The following is a 16243-nucleotide window of genomic DNA, read 5'->3' on the forward strand; positions in this document are numbered from 1 at the left end:
CGTAATTTTTTTTTGATTTTACAACCATTTAGGGTGATGTGCTTTCGTAATTGGTATCACAGGGATATAACAGAACTTAAGCGCGATCTCATGTGTACCGTTGGAAATCTTTGATAATCTACCGATTGTGATATCGTAAGAATAACCAACCCACATAAACATTCTATTTTTTGGTGTTGTAATATTAAATGCTCTCCATCCTAACAATACTGAAACCGCATCGCTGTTTCTGAACCCAAGACCTCCGTAAAGGAATCCTTTAAAGATATAGCGCGCATTCAGATTCCCGGAATATTTACGCAAATCTGTTTGCAAAGTTCCCTGGATATCCAGATCACCAGGTCCTAACGCTTTGAAAGTATACCCTCCCATTGCATAGTAGTGACGAGCTAAGTCATAAGGAACAGTACCTGTACCGCTGGTAGAAGGAAGCTGGGTTGTCAGGTTCAAAGCAGAAGCCTGCAAGTGAGTAGAAGACAATCCCGCATACCAATTCTCAGCTCGGTAGTACAAACCAAAGTTTAAGTCAAAAGTAATTGCTGAACTTGCTCCCGGGAACGTAGGGTCAATCTGTGTCTGAGGACCAATCCACGTAGGGCTCATACCGAAATTCACCATTCCGACACCCAATCCAAGGCCTAGTCGACCGTTACCCAACTGGATATGATGCGAATAATTCAACATCACGTTGTTTTGTCTTTGGAAACCAATTGCATCATGCGTGAAGTTCAACCCAAAACCTCCGGTCCACTTACCAAAGCTCTCCATGTTCACTTCAGCATTAAAGACTACAGAATTCGGTGCTCCGTTTACTTTATCCCACTGGTTGCGATAAATTAAATTTCCACACAACCCTTCTTCAATACCAGTAGCGCCCGGGTTGATGGCGAACTTATTGTAAATAAAATGTGTTAATGCAATATCTTGCTGAGCAGAAGCTCCAAAAGAACACAACACAAACGCTGATAAAATACGTAACGTTTTATTCATATTAAAGGGTCCTAATTATGGTTTTAACGTGCTTGACTTTAACAAATTTTAGCCAATTGGCGACTAAAATAAGTATTTTTTAGAACAAACAAAATTTTTTAGTGCAATCAATCCATCTTTTCCACAATGAAATGTTGAAGAGATAAATATTTAACACAAACTCTTATTACGGAACAAAGGAGAAAAGGTTACCCCAGCTTTTGATATGTTTTCCACCACAAGTTAGGTATGTCGCCGTTTAAAGCGTTGTTATACTGAGATTTATCACACGGAACCATGTGATGTCTTTCGTATTTAATTCCTTCCTTCGGAGGATAAGGAACTTCCATCCACCAGCGTTCGGAGCGATTACTGCGGTAGAAAATAATGTCGTGATTTATTTCATCCAGGAAAACGGTAAACTTCGTGTAATCCTTTTTGGAACCAATCGGGAAGTCGCCGACACGTTGTGAATAACCATCTATAAAATACCAGATTATCTGTGCAATTTCCGAATGGGCACTTTCTGCGATATCACCCGGAAGCAGGTTAAACAACCCAACGGATGTCAGTTTATCGGAGATACCTGCATACTTGGCGATCTGACAGATGTCCATATTATCAAACCCATTTGGCTGTGAAAAGTATTTTCCTTTGAAATCAGAAGCTTTGATTGACTGAAGATCAATACTTAGTAAATCTGTATTTCGAAGCAAAGGTTCTGCTACCCGGAAATCTCCCTTAAATTCCCCCAAACGAATGGCATCGAAGAATAGTTTTTCAAAAAGATCGATCTCCGAAGCTTTTACCAATGGAGTCTGGTATCCGATCACCGAGAGGTTGAAAAGGTAACAAGGCCGGTGCATCAATAACTTGCTAACGTAAGCATCTTTCCCGACAGGAAGTTCAGGATCTCCCAAATCCAGCCTGGAATCCACATTCAGCACGTTGATCAATTGCTCCAATTCTTCGTAGCCCTGATACATGGCGTATGTCAAATCCTGTGAACCACCTACTACAACCGGAATGACTGATTTCTTGACCAATTCTGCAACAACCTGTCTCAAAGCAAAGTAAGTATCTTCTACCCGTTCGCCAGGCATAAGATTACCAAGGTCATAAATCTTAAAATTCCAGTTGGCGGTAGGAAAGTAAGTATGGAGATGGTTACGGAAACGATCATCCGTTTGACCGTGTAAGGACATTTCACCATTTCTGAATTCGGGAACATAGATTAAAGCAATACCCGCACGATCTATTTCAGGAAAACCGGACCCGTCGTGGCGCACAATAAACTCTCCCAACGATTCGGAAGCGGGGTTTTCAATGGTTTCAAGTGAACTGAAATAAATAGATATGTCCTTCATTCGAGATGTCTTTCGACAAAAATAAGTGAATGAAACTTCAAAGAACCGACCTTTTCAATTAAGAATAAAGAGTCGAAAGTTAATAACTCAATAGTATGGAGAATGGAGAATGGTAAAATTGAAAAGAAAAGCTGTCTTTAAAACCTTTTCAATTACCCCTTTAAATTTTTCAATTAGGGCTATCCCCAATTACTTTCGCACTGATCCGTCAGCTGACGGATCGTAATTAGGTCTTTAGTAGCTTCACTACTTCTTCTTAGGAGCTGCTTTCTTTTTTGCCGGTGCTTTCTTAGCAGGTGCTTTTTTCTCGATCATTTCTTTCACTTTGTCAAGAGTCAATGCAACCGCATCTACCGTACTCGGAAGTTCAATCTTTAATTTGCCCTTCAGGATCACAGATTTCCCCCAACGTGCTTTTTCAACACGAATACCTTCTTCTTTCCAGTCATGAACTACTTTATCAATGTCCTTCTGGATTTTTTCGGCAACCAGCGTATCTATATCATTTTGGGTAAGATTGTCGAAATCGTATTTCTTGCTGACGTTGATGAAAATCCCGTTCCATTTGATAAACGGACCGAAGCGGCCAACACCTTTTTGAACCGGTTTTCCTTCATAAGTTCCGATCGGTGCATCTGCCTGTAGTTTCGAGTCTATCAAAACAATTGCCTGATCCATCGTAAAATCCATCGGATCATCGCCTTTTGCAAGAGAAATAAACTGATCTCCGAATTTCACATACGGACCAAAACGACCTACATTCACCTCTACAGCCTGGCCTTTGTACTCTCCCAAACTTTTTGGTAATTGGAACAAGTCCAGTGCTTCCTGCAGGGTAATGGTATGGATACTTTGAGAACTTAGTAAAGAGGCAAATTTCGGTTTATCTCCGTCTTCCTTTTCGTCACCAATTTGGATCATTGGTCCGAAACGACCGATTCGTGCAATAACTTTTTTACCGGAATCCGGATCTGTTCCCAATTCACGCTCACCGGTAGCACGATCAGAATGTTCCAGCGTATCCTCCACATTTTCGTGGAAAGGCTTGTAGAACGAATTCAACATTTCCGTCCATTCCATTTTACCACGCGCAATTTCATCAAACTGCTCTTCCACTTCCGCTGTGAAATGGTAATCCATAATTCCGCCGAAATGATCGATCAGGAAATCCGTCACAACCATTCCTATGTCCGTCGGGAACAACTTATTCTTTTCCTTACCGGTGATTTCTTTCTTCGTTTGCTTATTGATCTCCGAACCTTTCAATTCCAACACCTGGTACGCGCGCTCTTCTCCTTCTCTTTCCTGCTTTTCCACGTATCCGCGTTTCTGGATGGTTGAAATGGTCGGTGCATAAGTTGATGGGCGTCCGATTCCCAATTCTTCCAGTTTCTTTACCAAAGAAGCTTCCACGTAACGTGCAGAAGGTCTTGTAAATCGCTGCGTAGCACGGATAAAATCACGATTCAACGTTTCCCCGACCTGAACTGCAGGAAGCAATCCTTCTGTTTCGCTGTCGTTCTCTTCTTCGTCCAGATTTGTCTCAAGGTATACTTTCAGGAAACCGTCAAATTTGATCACCTCTCCTTTTGCCTGGAAGACTTCCGGAAGTTTCTGATCTCCGATAGAAATCGTTGTTCTTTCCAATTCCGCATGGCTCATCTGAGAAGCTATGGCCCGTTTCCAGATCAAATCGTACAAACGCACTTCATCTCTTTCTCCATAACTCAAAGCATGCATGGCAAAGTTCGTCGGACGAATGGCTTCGTGAGCCTCCTGTGCATTGGAACTTTTATTCGTGTATTTTGTCGGATGGGAATATTGCGCCCCATAAGCCGAAAGAATTTCATTTTTTGCTCCCTGCATAGCCGTTTCCGATAAATTCACGGAATCGGTACGCATGTAAGTAATGTGTCCTGCTTCGTATAATTTTTGTGCAACCTGCATGGTTCTTGAAACGGAGAATCCCAATTTCAAAGAAGCCTCTTGCTGCAAGGTAGAAGTCGTGAACGGAGATGCCGGAGTTTTCTTTGCCGGTTTCTGCTGAACGTCCAGAACTTTAAACTCTGTTTTCGCACAGTTTTCCAGGAAGGAATTCACTTCCGTATCGGTCCCGAAATGTTTCGAAACTTCTGCCTTGATGCGCTCCTTTCCTTTTAGGAATTCGCCTGTTACACGGAAATAGCTCTCAGCATGAAAATTCTGGATTTCCTTTTCACGCTCAACAATCAAACGCACAGCAACAGATTGTACACGTCCGGCAGACAAGCTGGGCCTAACTTTTTTCCACAATACAGGGGAAAGCTCAAAACCTACCAAACGGTCTAAAACGCGTCTCGCCTGCTGTGCATCTACCAAAGGTTTATTGATTTGGCGCGGGTTTTCAATTGCTTTTAGAATCGCGCCTTTTGTAATCTCGTTGAAAGTAATCCGCTTCGTATCTTTTTTAGCAAGGCCGAGTGTTTCATACAAGTGCCAGGAAATAGCTTCTCCTTCGCGGTCCTCATCGGTAGCGAGCCATACCACATCGGATTCTTTCGCTAATTTCTTCAATTCGGCAACCAGTGCTTTCTTGTCCGAACTGACCTCATATTCGGGGGTGAAATTATTTTCCACATCGATGGCTAACCCTTTCGAAGCCAAATCACGCACGTGTCCGAAACTTGATTTTACAGTAAAGTCCTTTCCTAAATATCCTTCAATGGTTTTTGCCTTTGCAGGTGACTCAACTATTACTAAATTCTTACTCATGCTAACTAAATTTTCGGCCCGAAACGATTCGAAGCGGTGCACAAATATAAATGGATTTAAAAACAAAAAACAAACGATTGCCCCTCGAAATAAATGGCAGTCCTTATTTAAACGATAGTTTAGATTTTTTTGAAAACCAAAATTTCATTCTAAAATCAACTGGCTTTTCTAAAAAATTAACATCCATGACATTTTGACATGTCTGTCATAAAACCTATTTTTGTGCCTTCGCTGACCGCATGTCGCCAAAGCTTTAGCGGCGGCACAAGCTTCAGCATAAGCGTTGCACACTAAAAATTCAAGCATGTTAGAGAATCACGGTTTAAATAAGGTTATTGACGAAAGCAGACAAGGAGAAGCAATTATCCTGGAAGGAGGAACAGGCGCCAAAAAATTGTATGTAGAAAGTTACGGTTGCCAAATGAACTTCAGTGATAGCGAGGTTGTTGCTTCCATCATGACCAAAGAAGGATACACCACTACTCGAAACATCGATGAGGCAGATGTTGTCCTTATTAATACCTGCTCCATTCGTGAGAATGCCGAAACACGTGTTCGTAACCGCCTGACTGAATTTAAGAAACGTAAAGCCGACCAGCCGAATCTCGTTGTTGGTATTCTGGGATGTATGGCCGAGCGTCTGAAGCAATCCTTACTGGAGGAAGAACAATTGGTCGATTTGGTTGCAGGACCGGATGCTTACCGCGACCTTCCGAATTTGATCGATGAAGTAGGAACAGGCCAGCGTGCGGTGAACGTATTGCTTTCCCGTGAGGAAACGTATGCCGACATTTCTCCGGTGAGAATGGACCAGGGCGGCGTGAGTGCTTTCGTAACAATCACCCGTGGATGCGACAACATGTGTTCTTTCTGCGTGGTTCCTTTCACTCGCGGAAGAGAACGTTCCAGGGATCCGCAAACCATTGTACAGGAATGTAAAGATTTATTCGCTAACGGCTACCGTGAAGTAACCCTTTTGGGACAGAACGTAGATAGTTACCGTTGGAATATGAGCAGCAAAGGTGTTATTAAGGATGAATCCATCCCGACAACCAACTTTGCGCAGTTGATGGAAATGGTGGCTTTGATCAACCCGGACCTAAGAATCCGTTTCTCAACTTCCCACCCGAAAGACATGACGGATGACGTGTTGGAAGTTATGGCTAAATATGAAAATATTTGTCCGTACATCCACCTACCGGTACAATCCGGAAATTCAAATGTATTGGAACGCATGAACCGTGGTTATTCGCGGGAATGGTATTTGGACCGCATTGCGGCTATCAAGCGTATCATTCCGGATTGTGCAATCTCAACAGATATTATTACCGGTTTCTGCGGAGAAACTGACGAAGAGCATAACGAAACGGTTTCTTTGATGAAAGAAGTCGGTTACGATTTTGCCTACATGTTCAAATACTCCGAAAGACCGAAAACATTGGCTGAACGTAAGTTCAAAGACGATGTTCCGGACGACGTAAAAGGAAAACGTTTGGAGGAAATCATCGCTTTGCAGTTGGAAAGTTCAGCTGCTTCCCATAAAAACCAGGTAGGAAAAATTGCCAAAGTATTGGTGGAAGGACCATCCAAGCGTTCGGAAGAACATTTCTGCGGAAGAGACGGAAGAAACTCCATGGTTGTATTCCCGAAAGGAAATGCCAAGAAAGGGGAATACGTACTGGTTAAAATCACCGATTGCACTTCTGCAACATTGATCGGAGAATTAGTAAACCACGCTAACTAATACAAGATGAGCAGCCTATCACTTCAACAAATCAAGCAGCGGTTCGGGATCATCGGAAATGCTCCGCAACTGAATCGTGCCCTAGAAGTTGCAATGCAAGTGGCGCCAACAGATATTTCGGTTTTGGTGACCGGGGAAAGCGGAACCGGTAAAGAAATCATTCCGCAAGTCATTCACCAGTTGAGTGCGCGCAAACACAACGAATACATTGCTGTGAACTGCGGGGCAATCCCGGAAGGAACCATCGATTCGGAATTATTCGGGCACGAAAAGGGATCTTTTACCGGAGCAACAGGAAGCCGCCAGGGTTATTTTGAAGTAGCAGACGGCGGGACTATTTTCCTGGATGAAGTTGCCGAATTGCCGATGCAGACTCAAGTTCGTTTGCTTCGTGTATTGGAAACCGGTGAATTTATCCGCGTAGGCTCCTCCAAAGTCATCAAAACAAATGTCCGTGTAGTTGCGGCTACCAATGAAAATATGCAGCGGGCCATTCAATCCGGCAAGTTCCGTGAAGACTTATTATACCGATTGAGTACCGTTCCTATCCCGCTTCCGCCTTTGCGCCAGCGCCAGGAAGATATTTACCTGCTTTTCCGAAAATTTGCCAGTGATTTTGCAGAAAAGTACCGCATGCCTGCGGTGAAATTGACAGGAGATGCCGTTGAATTACTAAACGCTTACCATTGGCCGGGAAATATCCGCCAGTTGAAAAACCTGGTAGAACAAATCTCGGTTATTGAACAGGAGCGTGATATCGATGGGCCTCGCTTGCAATCTTACTTGCCGCAGGCCGAAGAGTTTTTCCCCGCTGTTGTCGGAGCACCCGAAACCAAGATCGATGAGCGCGAACTGATGTACAAGTTCCTCTTCGACATGAAAAACGATTTGAACGAATTGAAAAAACTGGTAGTTGAATTGTTGAACCACCAGGGAGATTTCAGTTTGTCGAATGACCAGGCAGCAGTTGTGAACCGCCTGTACCACGATCTCAATCACGGAGAACAACGCATTTTACCTTCGGCTCCTATCAAGACCGAAACAGCCAAACCGGTTGTTTACGATGCCGACAACTACCGGGATGAAACCGAAGATATTGAGATCCATGAGGAAGTGCAGGAATCCCTTTCACTGGAAGATCGTGAAAAGGAATTGATCCAAAAAGCACTGGACAAACACCGCGGACGAAGAAAATACGCAGCCGAAGAACTGGGAATTTCGGAACGAACTTTGTACCGTAAGATCAAAGAATACGATATCCAGGGATGAAAAGACTAGCAATTGCACTTGTTTTATTAGCAGGCTTAACAAGCTGCTGGCCGAAATCATTTATGAGTCCGATCGATACTTCTATGCCGGAAAACTGGAGGAAATTCTACATTACTCCATTGGAACTAAGTGCAGCAACTGCTCCGTCGAATTACCCGGCAAATTTATCTGAGGCACTTCGAAGCGGGATCCAGAACAATACACGTTTAAAATTAGCTTCCACCATAGATGAAGCAGAAGTAAAGATCAGCGGAACTATCTCAGGTTATAATACTTCTCCCATTGCCATCCAGCAGGGAGATCTTGCAGCAAAGAACCGTTTAACGGTTTCAGTTAATTTCACTATTATTACACCTAATAAAGGTTTGGAAAAAATGGAATTTACAAGCTCGCGTTTCGCCGACTACGAATCAAACGAACAATTGGTAGACGTTGAGACCCGCTTATTGGAATCCATTAACCAGCAGGTGGTACAAGACGTAGTAAATAAACTGTTATCCAATTGGTAATGCTGAATACAGAACAAATAGCCGAATTCATCCTGCGACCGGAGCTCATGCGTTCCGAGGACGTAGATGTGTTGCGTGAATTGTCTGAAAAACATCCCTATTCTTCAGTCTATTCTTTATTGTATTTGCAGGGAGTTTCCCGTTTCCAATCCATTCATTTGGACGAAGCACTGCCAAAACAGGCTTACAAGTTATCCGATCGTGCACGTTTATTCCATTTGCTTCATTCCGCTTTTGAAGGTGAAGCTTTGATTCAGCATGAGAATGAGAGGGAGAATGAGGAACAGAAGCAAAATGAGAATGAACCGGTAGTAAACTTAGACTTATCAGTCACTGCAGATCAGGACGAAGAAATCACTCCGGTTTTGGAGGTTGTTCCGGAACCCGCGATTGAAGAAGTGGAAGAACAGGAAGAGCCCATCATAGAATTATCAGTTGATTTGGATCTGAAAGAAGAAATTATTTCCGAGACAGCTACTGAACCAGAGATCAAAGACATTTTTGATTTTGAAATGGTCGCGTCTACTCTTTCGCAAGACTACCTGACCCAAAGTGAGAAGGAGAAGCAGAATGAGAATGAGGAGCAGTATGAGGGAGAGAAACAGAATGAGAATGAGCCTGCAGCAGATTCATTGATCGCTTCAGTACAGGAGGAAGCAACGGAAGAGCCTTATATCGAACCATACTTACAGAACCCGAATGAGAGCGATAAGGAAGAATCTGAGACAAAAACAGCATCTGTTTCTCCATCAAATTCGTCAGAATCCAGGCGATCATTCACAAGCTGGCTGAAAGCCGGGGATCATTCAGAAGAAGAGAAAGCTCCGCTTCCGAAAGATTCCAGGATTGTTCCACCAGTGGTTGATCGCATGTCGCCGACAGCTTCAGCGATGGCACAAGCTCCAAAAACAGAGGCGAAAAATACCCAACAGGAAATTATTGATAAATTCATCGAGACTAATCCGACTATGCCGAAACCAAAGGCTGAATTTTATTCTCCTTCGAAAAAAGCAAAAGAAAGTTTGGATGATGAGCGTATCCCGGTTTCGGAAACTTTGGCAAAAATATATGCGGCGCAGGGGAATTTTCCAAAAGCAATTCATGTTTATCATCAATTAAGTTTGGCATTTCCAGAAAAAAAGAGTTTATTTGCACTCCAAATTGAAGAATTAAAGAAAAAAATTACCTCATAAAATGATAGCATTAATTTCAATTTTACTAGTATTAGCAAGTGTTTTATTAATCGTAGTGGTGTTTGTACAGAACCCAAAAGGAGGAGGTTTATCTTCTGATTTCGGTGCTGCTCAACAGCTTGGTGGTGTGCAACGTACGAATGATTTTATCGAAAAAGCAACATGGACACTTGCAGCTGTAATTTTAGTAGCAAGTATCGGTTTGACAAGTTTGATGAAACCTGCAAAAGTAAAACAACCTGAGAAGCAAGAGCAAACTGGTGGACAACAAGGTCCTGCCGGAGGTCAGCAAGGTGGAGCTCAGGGTGGTCAGCAGCAGCAATAATCAATCGATTATAAACGTTTTTGAAATGTCAGTATGTCACAACATACTGACATTTTTTATTTATAAACTTGTGTAAAATGAAAAATTGACATAATTCGTACATTGGCACAATCTTAGTCAAAATAAATCCGTCAAATTTTATCTAAAACGAATAACAATATGTCAACAACATTCAAACCTTTAGCAGACAGAGTGCTAATTGAGCCTGCAGCGGCAGAGCAAGTAACAGCAAGTGGTATTATTATTCCTGACACTGCAAAAGAGAAACCGTTGAAAGGAACGGTAATCGCGGTTGGACCTGGTAAAAAAGACGAACCGATGGAAGTAAAAGTGGACAACGTCGTTATTTACGGTCAATATTCCGGTACTGAGATTAAGATCGACGGGAAAGATTACCTGATCATGAAACAAGGAGATATCTACGGAATCATAGGATAGTTCAAAACAAGGTTTAAAAAGTTCAAATCTTCTTTCACTGACGACCTTCGGTGTCAGGATTTGAAAACGCTCTTAGAGCTCCGAAGGTTCAAAAGAGTTTAATCGGTTCAATTTGAACATTTGAACATTTGAACATTTGAACATTTGAACATTTGAACATTTGAACATTCAAGTAACAATTAATTAAACACATTCAGACATAAAAAAATGGCAAAGCAAATTTATTTTGATGTTGAAGCTCGTGAGAAGCTTAAAAAAGGAGTTGATTCATTGGCAAATGCAGTGAAAGTAACTTTAGGTCCGAAAGGAAGAAACGTAGTAATCGGGAAGAAGTTCGGAGCACCACAGGTAACCAAGGATGGAGTTTCCGTTGCTAAAGAAATCGAACTGGCTGATCCTATTGAAAATATGGGAGCTCAGATGGTGAAAGAAGTCGCTTCCAAAACAGCAGACATTGCCGGTGACGGAACTACTACTGCAACGGTATTGGCTCAGGCTATCATCACGGCAGGATTGAAAAACGTTGCTGCCGGAGCAAATCCAATGGACTTGAAGCGTGGAATCGACAAAGCAGTTCTTTCTGTGGTTTCAGATTTGAAAAAAATCTCCAAAGAAGTAGGTTCAGACAACGACAAGATCAAGCAGATTGCTACGATCTCTGCAAACAACGACGAAACGATCGGTTCATTGATCGCTGAGGCCATGAAAGTGGTTGGTAACGACGGTGTAATCACTGTTGAAGAAGCAAAAGGAACAGAAACTGACGTTAAGACTGTGGAAGGAATGCAATTCGACCGCGGATATTTGTCTCCTTACTTCGTTACAAACACGGACAAAATGATTGCTGAAATGGAGCATCCGTTGATTTTGATCTACGATAAGAAGATCAGCAACATGAAGGAATTGCTTCCTATTTTGGAACCGGTTGTTCAGAACGGGAAATCATTGATCATCATCGCTGAAGATGTAGACGGTGAAGCATTGACCACATTGGTTGTAAACCGTTTACGCGGATCTTTGAAAATTGCTGCTGTGAAAGCTCCGGGATTCGGTGACCGCAGAAAAGCAATGCTGGAAGATATCGCTATCCTGACAGGCGGACAAGTGATTACAGAAGAGCGCGGACTTACTTTAGAGAACGCAACTTTGGATATGCTGGGAACTGCTGAAAAAGTAGAGATCGACAAAGACAACACAACGATCATCAACGGATCCGGCCAGAAAGATGCTATCCAGGCTCGTATCGGTCAGATCAAAGCACAAATGGAATCCACTACTTCCGATTACGATCGTGAGAAGTTACAGGAACGTTTGGCGAAATTGGCCGGTGGTGTTGCTGTTCTTTACATTGGAGCTCCTACGGAAGTTGAAATGAAAGAGAAAAAGGACCGTGTGGATGATGCATTGGCTGCAACAAGAGCTGCTGTAGAAGAAGGAATCGTACCTGGTGGAGGTGTTGCTTTGATCCGTGCAATGGATGCATTGGATACACTGACAGGGGTAAACGACGACGAAACAACAGGAATTGCTATTGTGAAACGTGCTATTGAAGAGCCTTTGCGCCAAATCATCGCAAACGCAGGTGGTGAAGGTGCTGTTGTTGTTCAGAAAGTACGCGAAGGAAAAGGGGATTTCGGATACAATGCACGCACAGACCAGTATCAAAACCTGTACGAAGCAGGTGTTATCGATCCTACCAAAGTAACACGTATTGCAATCGAGAACGCTGCATCTATCGCATCGATGTTATTGACAACAGAATGTGTGATTGCAGATGAGCCGGAAGTTGAAGCTCCGCATTCTCACGGAATGCCGGGTGGAATGCCGGGAATGATGTAATATTTCATTCATAACCAAAATATTGTAGGGGTGCGATTAATCGCACCCCTACTTGTTTTATATTTGCAGCAATTACAGTTCTCTCCGCCACGGTGGAGAGGGCTTTCCGATCCTCCTTCCCTCGGCTTAGCCGAGGATAGACAGGAACGACTATATATACAGGGAACGTGGTTCACTACAAGATGGATCACGTTCCCGCTTATAATTGGATTTGTAAGGTTTTTAGGAACAACTTTTCAATTTTATCCGGGTTTCTTGCTTCCAGATTTTAGCTTTCCCTTCTATTTATAAGAAAAAAATTCGTTATAGCGGTAATCTAATAATTTCAAAAATACAATCAGGTTTCGCAAGCGTTGCCCTCCAATCACAATGCACAATTATTAATTCATCATTTACACCACGAAGTGTATAATAATTCCCCTTATATAAATAATTCATAGCAGATTTCTTCAATAAAGGGGCTTCTAACGAAGCAATGAAATCAGGAGAAATATTATGGCTTTCCGAATAATTAATCTCTTTCCCATTTTTCCAATATTTCAATTCAGCTCCACTTTTGACATCAGTAATTGTCACCTCATCGTTTTCGCCAAATAAGAAAACTCTTTGTGTAGGATTATTATCTAAGGGACCCTTGCCAACATTACCAACTATTCTATAAGAATATTCGCCATTTTTTGCTTTGTCATACTCAATGTCAATTGGATTACCTGGAAAACGTAAGGCTAAAACATCCGTTGGGAATTTCTTGACCGACTCCTTTAATTCACCCTTTTCATATAATACATACTTCGTACACAGACCGAAATAATTTTCTTTTTCAACAGATTCGGTCCAATTCATCAAATAACCGGATTCGTTACAAGACAACAAACAAGATCTTGTATTAACCGGGGTTTTAATTGGAATTGATTGTATCATCTTCTCTTCATCGGAATCCAGATCTACTTCCCATAATTCATAACTACCGTCAATCTTTCTATAATACGGATTATACTCATCGGCTTTAACACTATTACATATTAAAACACCAACGACAATCTTCCCGTTCACTACATTTACTGATCGAACATCTATTGTGTTGAAATCCTTTTTACCAACATTTAATTTATTGATGAATTTGAAAGATTCTATAACTTCCTTCGTTTCTGTATTGATTTTTACAGCGCGAAGAAAATAATCCACTTTATTTTTATCCATAGCTATTGCGCTATGAGTCACATTTGATCTACCATTATAAGCTTCCAGAATTATTATCTCCTTCTCATTAATCATTTTAACGGATGAGTAAGCCGGGGAACCAGCGTCTGAAACATCCTTCAATTTAGGAAAAGGAATTGTACTATATTCATTAGGTCTATCACCATGAAATTTTGTAATCGTCAATTGATCCTTTCCATTGAAATATAATAACAAATCATTCTCTGTATCTAAAATAGAAGATGCTTCCGGATTATATTTTACATTACCGCTACCATTTTTTTCAGGTGAACCAATTAGTTTTCCATTTAAATCGAATTTATAATAATGTTCTTTTGCTTTAAACAGAATAGTCCCATCATTTAGAACATTTATGTAATTAGGTGATATTTCGTCTCTGCGTTCTAACAAGATATCTTTTAAATCTACTTTTACATTTTGCGCACATAGATTAAATGATGTAAAGGCAATGAGGGGGATGATTTTTAATTTATTCATTTTTGTTAACGTTTGTGTAAAAGTAATATTCTCAATAAGAATTAATCAAATTCAGATTAACTATAGTTTCTGTAATGTCGAAAGCTTTCCGTTGCTGTCTATCCTCGACTATATATAGGTTCGGCAGTACATCTTTTTGGATGACTGCCGGATCACTTATAATGCTATTTTCCCCGTTTTCAGGAACAGTTGTTTCATTTTCAAATTCTTCGGTTCATCCAAACTTTCCAGGTGTAAAACAAGGATCGAATTCCCGATCTTTCTCAGTTTCAAGATACGGGTATGCGGCGCTGTTGACGAAATGGCTTCCGGCAGATCACTCAGCATTCGGATCTCCTGTGAAGAAAGATCTTTCAAGCAGGGAAGGCACAACAAATCAGCATCCGATAATACAAAGTTCTTGTTCAGATCCCATTTCAATAAGTCGTTGTTCCATACTTTCAGTTTGGAATTTTCATCCATCATAAAGATCTTCGGATCATTCGGGATAGCTGTACAATACCATTCCCTTCCCATCAAATCTTTGTAAACGCGGATATTGGGTGTGTGGGATTTTTCCAGCTTAAATTCCTGCGACGGAAAATGAACTGTTGTTTCCAGTACATCGTAGTCTCTGTCAAGTTTAAATCGGCGTGCATGAAAGGTGTAAAACTCTTCTCTTGGCTCTGTCCAGCTCAATAACCAGCCTTCATTACCAAAATTCAAACTCACGGATGAAGCGTTCTTTGGAGATTCAATCACGGTCGAATAGACTTTCTTTTGGGAATAATCTCTTAAGTTAACCGTCCAAACATCTATTCCGGATTTACAATAATCGACTCCTTTATAGTCGCTCAATGTAAGCAGCGGAGCATCCCTGTCCTTAAAGGAAGTTTTACTGATACTGAAGAGCAATTCCTGTTTCGCATTCAATCCAATACACTTGAAATCGAACAAATCCAACACTTCTTTCTTTTTTCCGTAATCCGGATTGTATACATCGATCAGCACGTATTCGTATGAAACAGAGTAATCTTCCAGGTTTACGATACTCAGCCTCATATACGTATTGATCCCTTTCGGCTTGAACATTCCTGGATGTGTATTTGCAGAAATGGCGAAATAGGTTTGATACAGGATTACTTTTCCGTCAATGGCAGTAATAATGCCGGCATCCACATGGTTTGAATTATTGGAATACTCGTCCCAGACGCTTTTCACCAGGTGTTCCTGTTTTTCGAGTGGAATAGCCTTATACTCGTTGTTCCGATCCGGAAACATGCGTTCTATATGAATGATATTGTCAGCCAGGGTATAACGAACGTTCTTTTTTAGATCGAAAGCAGTACAGCCACTTGTTTTCTGATCAGAAGTCCCTTCCATTTCTACAATTTCCTGGATTAAACTACGATCCAGCATTCCCTGGTTATTGAACTTAAAGCGGTAATTTCCTTCGCTCAACTGAAAAGATCCGTCTTCAAAAAGGTAGCTGCCAACCTGGTAAGGCGATTTATCCTTAAAAAACTCGGAGTTCTCTGTCCAGGTATTGGATTGCGCCAGACAGAGTGAGAAACAGAATGAAAATGAAAGAAAAAATGAGATCAGGAGCCGCATGAAGGGAATTTTAGTTTCTTAAAAATAGTATTTTTAGGATCAGAGTTTAAAAAGAGTTAACGAAAGTAAGACACCATCAGTTTGTTTACTCCTGAAATTTCAGAAGAATTCTATGTTGAAATCGGGTTAGTTAGTACCTTTGCAGCAAATTCTATGCAATGGCAGACATTAAGGTAACAATTATCGACCGCGAAGGAGTTGAACACGTATTGGACGCTCCTACAGACATGAACATGAATATCATGGAACTTTGTAAAGCTTACGAACTTCCGGTAAAGGGTGAATGCGGTGGAATGGCAATGTGTGCTACTTGTCAGTGTTACCTGGAATCCGACACACCTTTGGAGGAGCAAAGTGATGCTGAGCTGGATATGCTGGATCAGGCATTTTTCGTGAAGCCAAACAGCCGGTTGGGATGCCAGATTCCTATTTCGGAGGAAATTGACGGGATTGTACTAAGATTGGCACCCGAAGCGGAATAATTCGTGGTAATTCCTAATTACGAATGCCGAATTACGAATTAAAAATTCGAGTTAATGGATTTAATT

13 protein-coding genes are annotated in these 16243 nt (G+C 41.5%); 8 read left to right on the forward strand and 5 right to left on the reverse strand.

Annotated elements, in window-relative coordinates; translation table 11 throughout:
• Positions 1–18 precede the first annotated feature (18 nt).
• The 3 genes from QZT69_RS11160 to topA form a co-directional block, all read right to left on the reverse strand.
• Positions 19–990 carry a type IX secretion system membrane protein PorP/SprF gene (locus tag QZT69_RS11160; RefSeq protein WP_294674103.1) on the reverse strand — a complete coding sequence of 324 codons (972 nt, stop codon included), beginning with the start codon at positions 988–990 and terminating at the stop codon, positions 19–21.
• A gap of 188 nt (positions 991–1178) precedes the next feature.
• Positions 1179–2336, reverse strand: a complete 1158-nt coding sequence (locus tag QZT69_RS11165) for a formimidoylglutamase (RefSeq protein ID WP_294674105.1) — start codon at positions 2334–2336, stop codon at positions 1179–1181.
• Positions 2337–2582: 246 nt separating this feature from the next.
• Positions 2583–5087 (reverse strand): type I DNA topoisomerase, encoded by a 2505-nt coding sequence (gene topA, locus QZT69_RS11170; protein ID WP_294674106.1) that lies wholly within the window; start codon positions 5085–5087, stop codon positions 2583–2585.
• A 304-nt stretch (positions 5088–5391) separates the two neighbouring features.
• Between topA and miaB the strand changes: the two genes are divergently transcribed.
• From miaB to groL, 7 genes are all read left to right on the forward strand, one after another.
• On the forward strand, positions 5392–6831 hold the full coding sequence (gene miaB / locus QZT69_RS11175; protein WP_294674107.1) for a tRNA (N6-isopentenyl adenosine(37)-C2)-methylthiotransferase MiaB: 1440 nt from the start codon (positions 5392–5394) through the stop codon (positions 6829–6831).
• A 6-nt stretch (positions 6832–6837) separates the two neighbouring features.
• Positions 6838–8100: a sigma-54-dependent Fis family transcriptional regulator gene (locus tag QZT69_RS11180; protein WP_294674108.1), complete on the forward strand. Its 1263-nt coding sequence runs from the start codon at positions 6838–6840 to the stop codon at positions 8098–8100.
• Positions 8097–8609, forward strand: coding sequence for an LPS assembly lipoprotein LptE (gene lptE / locus QZT69_RS11185; RefSeq protein WP_294674109.1), 513 nt, complete (start codon positions 8097–8099; stop codon positions 8607–8609). Before QZT69_RS11180 ends, lptE begins: the two co-directional genes overlap by 4 nt.
• Positions 8609–9802 (forward strand): hypothetical protein, encoded by a 1194-nt coding sequence (locus QZT69_RS11190; RefSeq protein WP_294674110.1) that lies wholly within the window; start codon positions 8609–8611, stop codon positions 9800–9802. Before lptE ends, QZT69_RS11190 begins: the two co-directional genes overlap by 1 nt.
• 1 nt (position 9803) lies before the next feature.
• Entirely contained in the window at positions 9804–10127 is a 324-nt protein-coding gene (gene secG, locus QZT69_RS11195; protein ID WP_294674111.1) for a preprotein translocase subunit SecG, read from the forward strand.
• A gap of 159 nt (positions 10128–10286) precedes the next feature.
• Positions 10287–10565: a co-chaperone GroES gene (gene groES, locus QZT69_RS11200; RefSeq protein ID WP_294674112.1), complete on the forward strand. Its 279-nt coding sequence runs from the start codon at positions 10287–10289 to the stop codon at positions 10563–10565.
• A 207-nt stretch (positions 10566–10772) separates the two neighbouring features.
• A complete protein-coding gene (gene groL, locus QZT69_RS11205) occupies positions 10773–12404 on the forward strand; it encodes a chaperonin GroEL (protein WP_294674113.1) in 1632 nt (543 codons plus the stop codon).
• Positions 12405–12707: 303 nt separating this feature from the next.
• Here groL and QZT69_RS11210 read toward each other — a convergent pair whose 3' ends face one another.
• Both QZT69_RS11210 and QZT69_RS11215 read right to left on the reverse strand, forming a co-directional pair.
• Positions 12708–14102 (reverse strand): hypothetical protein, encoded by a 1395-nt coding sequence (locus tag QZT69_RS11210; RefSeq protein ID WP_294674114.1) that lies wholly within the window; start codon positions 14100–14102, stop codon positions 12708–12710.
• 156 nt (positions 14103–14258) lie between these two features.
• On the reverse strand, positions 14259–15695 hold the full coding sequence (locus QZT69_RS11215) for a hypothetical protein (protein ID WP_294674115.1): 1437 nt from the start codon (positions 15693–15695) through the stop codon (positions 14259–14261).
• A 158-nt stretch (positions 15696–15853) separates the two neighbouring features.
• Between QZT69_RS11215 and QZT69_RS11220 the strand changes: the two genes are divergently transcribed.
• Complete coding sequence (locus QZT69_RS11220) at positions 15854–16177, forward strand: 2Fe-2S iron-sulfur cluster-binding protein (RefSeq protein WP_294674117.1); 324 nt, start codon at positions 15854–15856, stop codon at positions 16175–16177.
• Positions 16178–16243: the final 66 nt, after the last annotated feature.

Origin of the sequence: uncultured Fluviicola sp., from assembly GCF_902168135.1 — a bacterium.
In the GTDB taxonomy this organism is placed as follows: domain Bacteria; phylum Bacteroidota; class Bacteroidia; order Flavobacteriales_D; family Crocinitomicaceae; genus Fluviicola.